This window comes from Psychrobacter sp. (genome assembly GCF_030457785.1).
Lineage (GTDB): Bacteria > Pseudomonadota > Gammaproteobacteria > Pseudomonadales > Moraxellaceae > Psychrobacter.
On the sequence record NZ_JAKDUI010000248.1, the window covers coordinates 1 to 3441 of the forward strand.

Consider the following 3441-nt stretch of genomic DNA (forward strand, 5'->3'; position numbering starts at 1 on the left):
TCCTTTATTAATATGATTATTGACTTTATATCATGTCTTTACTGCTGAAATTTTAGCGTTCAGTTCATAACCTGAAACACTTATATATAGCAAGGATAACATGCGAAATGACTGACGTTGAACGCGAACTTCTTAATGATTTGTAGTTTTTGTTATCACAATATATGGGCTTTGCGGTAGCCAATACCCCAATTGCAAAAGCACTAGACGTTCAGCGTGCTACAAATTCAGCGTCCTACAGCTAGGCACAAGCCCATCTCAAATATCTGGTAAATAATTGCCCTCTATAACCGTCCTCTATAACTGCTCTCTATCTAAAAAAAGGCTTGAATACCAGTCTGTGCTCTACCTAAGATAAGCGCATGAATATCATGCGTGCCTTCATAGGTATTGACCGACTCTAGATTCATCACATGACGAATCACATGGAATTCATCTGAGATACCATTACCACCATGCATATCACGTGCAATACGAGCGATATCCAGTGCTTTACCGCAGTTATTGCGCTTAATCAATGAAATCATCTCAGGCGTCGCTCTATCCTCATCCATCAGGCGGCCGACTCGCAGTGCCGCCTGTAGTCCGAGTGCAATTTCTGTCTGCATATTTGCTAACTTTAACTGCACTAACTGTGTCGCAGCTAATGGCCGATCAAACTGTTTCCGATCTAGCGTATACTGACGAGCGGCTTTCCAACAAAACTCAGCAGCACCCATCGAGCCCCACGCGATACCATAACGAGCTTTATTTAGACAACCAAACGGACCTTTGAGACCACGGATATCTGGAAAAGCATTCGCTTCAGGGACATATACCTTGTCCATGACGATCTCACCTGTGACTGACGCGCGTAATGAAAACTTGCCTTCAATCTTCGGTGCTGACAAGCCTTCCATCTCTTTATCCAAAATAAAACCACGAATCTTACCTGCATCATCTTTTGCCCATACCACAAACACATCGGCAATAGGGCTATTCGTGATCCACATTTTATTGCCTGTCAGCTCGTAACCGCCCTCAACAGCACGTGCACGAGTCAACATTGACGCAGGATCCGATCCTGAGTCTGGCTCAGTCAGACCAAAGCAACCGACATATTCCCCTGTGGCAAGCTTCGGCAGATACTTTTCTCGCTGTTCTTCAGTACCATAGGCATAGATAGGGTGCATAACTAGGCTTGACTGCACACTCATCGCTGAACGATAGCCCGAATCCACCGCTTCTATTTCCTTGGCAATCGCTCCATAGGCAACACTTGACAGTCCAGCACAGCCATAGCCCTCTATGGTCACGCCAAGCAGACCCATCTCACCCATCTGCCGCATGATATTGCGATCAAACTGCTCATGACGGTTAGCTTGGATAATTCCTGGCATTAACTCTTTTTGAAAAAACTGACGGGCGCTGTCTGCCACCATCCGCTCTTCGTCGATGAGTTGGTCACGCAATAAAAAAGGGTCTTCCCAATCAAAGCTGGGACGCGTAGAGGTTGGCATGTGTATCTCCTTAATGTTGGTCTTCCTGACCAATAGATAATATTAAAAGGTGAATTGGTGAGTCCGTTTGGCTGTGTATTGTCATCATCTAAGCCTCGGCGCCCAAATAAAGACATGCTCTAATTCCACATACTTTTCATTTAACTTTGTTGTGATAGTAGTACGTTGGTTTATTATGTAGGCTACGTTTACAACAAAAGTTAATCAGGGCTGTTTATGAGTTATGACAATAAAAGCAAGCACCGACAAATACTGCATTCAGGTTTATTTCTTGGCATCGGCTTCTGCGCCCTGTCACTTAGCGCTTGCCAGCAGCCTGACAATCATAATACCACCACGGACCAAGCCGATAATATAAGCCAAACGAATAGTACTGAGGATACAACGGCTGCCAACTCTGCTCAAGTGTCTACTAAAACTCAGTTTCCACACTATATCGATAAGCTGCCCACTTTATTACACCCTATCACACCATTCATCACCTCTGAAAACGACGGCATCTATGACGAATTGAGCAGTTTGAAGTCTAGAGATAACAATTATTATCCGTCGATATTTTCCGAAAACACACCCTACACTTACAACAGCCACATGAGCAATCTGGTGTTTGAAAACATCGCGACAGGTACGACGAAAACGCTACTGCCCAATAACGACTTTCTTATTCAGCAAATGTTTATACCCTTTGTTAGCAGCTCTCCTATCAGTCAGCAGGATCAAAGTGACGCCGTTACTGTAGCTCCATCCCAAGCGACAAACGAAAACGAATTGGCTCAAAACGTACCAACAACGGAAGCACAAAGAGAATCTGCAGATGTGGAAACGGTTACGACGCTATTTGGAAGAATGATTTATCATATCAACGAGACACCGTATCAAGAGAATGATGATGACCAAAACCTATTTAGTCAGCAAGCGTTGTATATGAGCGATGACATGGGCGGCGCATTAAACAAACTCCACCCTGATAATGAGTTTGTACAACAAACCAAATGGATGCCACAAATATCGCGCTACTACTTTATCACCCAGTCAGATAGCGATGACAATGGCAATATCAATGAACAAGACAAAACTTATAATTACCAAATCGACTTTTCGACTGACGAGCCGACGGTAAAAAAATATGACTTTACCGATGAATCGCTATAATATAATGACAAATTGATATTGTTATTGAAGCCAACAACTGGCAGAACGTTCTGGTAGATCTGGTGATGCCGCTATCGACCATCCACTTGTGAGCCATTCATCTATATACCATTAACCTTAGGCACCACTATCCAGTTATTCGCCAACAGGTAGACTGTGCTATGAGCGCAATTTGGTTAATATAAATACTCATAAATAGATATATATGCGGTACACTAGACAATGCTAGGCAACTACAATATCTTTTTTTTGACCCGCTTCACATTGTAATAATAACGAACCACTTCTATAAGAGGAAATATTTATGATAAACATGAATGATATGCTGGGCGCTGTAACAGGCAGTGATAATTCAGACGCGAATGGTCTATCATCATTGATAGAAAGCGCAAAAAATATCAGCAGCGAAGACATACAAAGATACCAAAGTATGTCCAAGGCTGAGCTGCTAGAAGAAGTGAAAAACTCTGAACATAGCGCCACTGTCATCACATTTATCAAAGGTCTGTTAGAGAAGAAATTTAATAGCTAAAATATTCATATGTCGACTTCGAATACGTCAGTTTTGACACTGATGTGTTTTATAAGGCGTGGTTAAGGTATTTACTACTTGCTTGCTAATTTTGGTTGATGGTTTTAGCAAGAGTTGACCTATTTAGATCGCTACCGATTAAATGATTAAATTGAAGCCACGCCTTAGGGTATAAAAAATACATGCGATACTGTATTTTTTATACCTTAGATTAACACACCAAGTGCAACGCTAATTAATATTATAGAACGCCTGCAT

Annotated in this window: 3 protein-coding genes; 2 read left to right on the forward strand and 1 reads right to left on the reverse strand. The window is 42.1% G+C overall.

Features of this window, described 5'->3' with window-relative positions; genetic code table 11:
- Positions 1–314 precede the first annotated feature (314 nt).
- Entirely contained in the window at positions 315–1499 is a 1185-nt protein-coding gene (locus tag L0J61_RS10080) for an acyl-CoA dehydrogenase (protein WP_301466313.1), read from the reverse strand.
- Between the two features lie 216 nt (positions 1500–1715).
- Here L0J61_RS10080 and L0J61_RS10085 point away from each other — a divergent pair, with 216 nt between their 5' ends.
- Positions 1716–2651 (forward strand): hypothetical protein, encoded by a 936-nt coding sequence (locus L0J61_RS10085; RefSeq protein ID WP_301466314.1) that lies wholly within the window; start codon positions 1716–1718, stop codon positions 2649–2651.
- Between the two features lie 304 nt (positions 2652–2955).
- Complete coding sequence (locus tag L0J61_RS10090; protein WP_301466315.1) at positions 2956–3183, forward strand: hypothetical protein; 228 nt, start codon at positions 2956–2958, stop codon at positions 3181–3183.
- Positions 3184–3441: the final 258 nt, after the last annotated feature.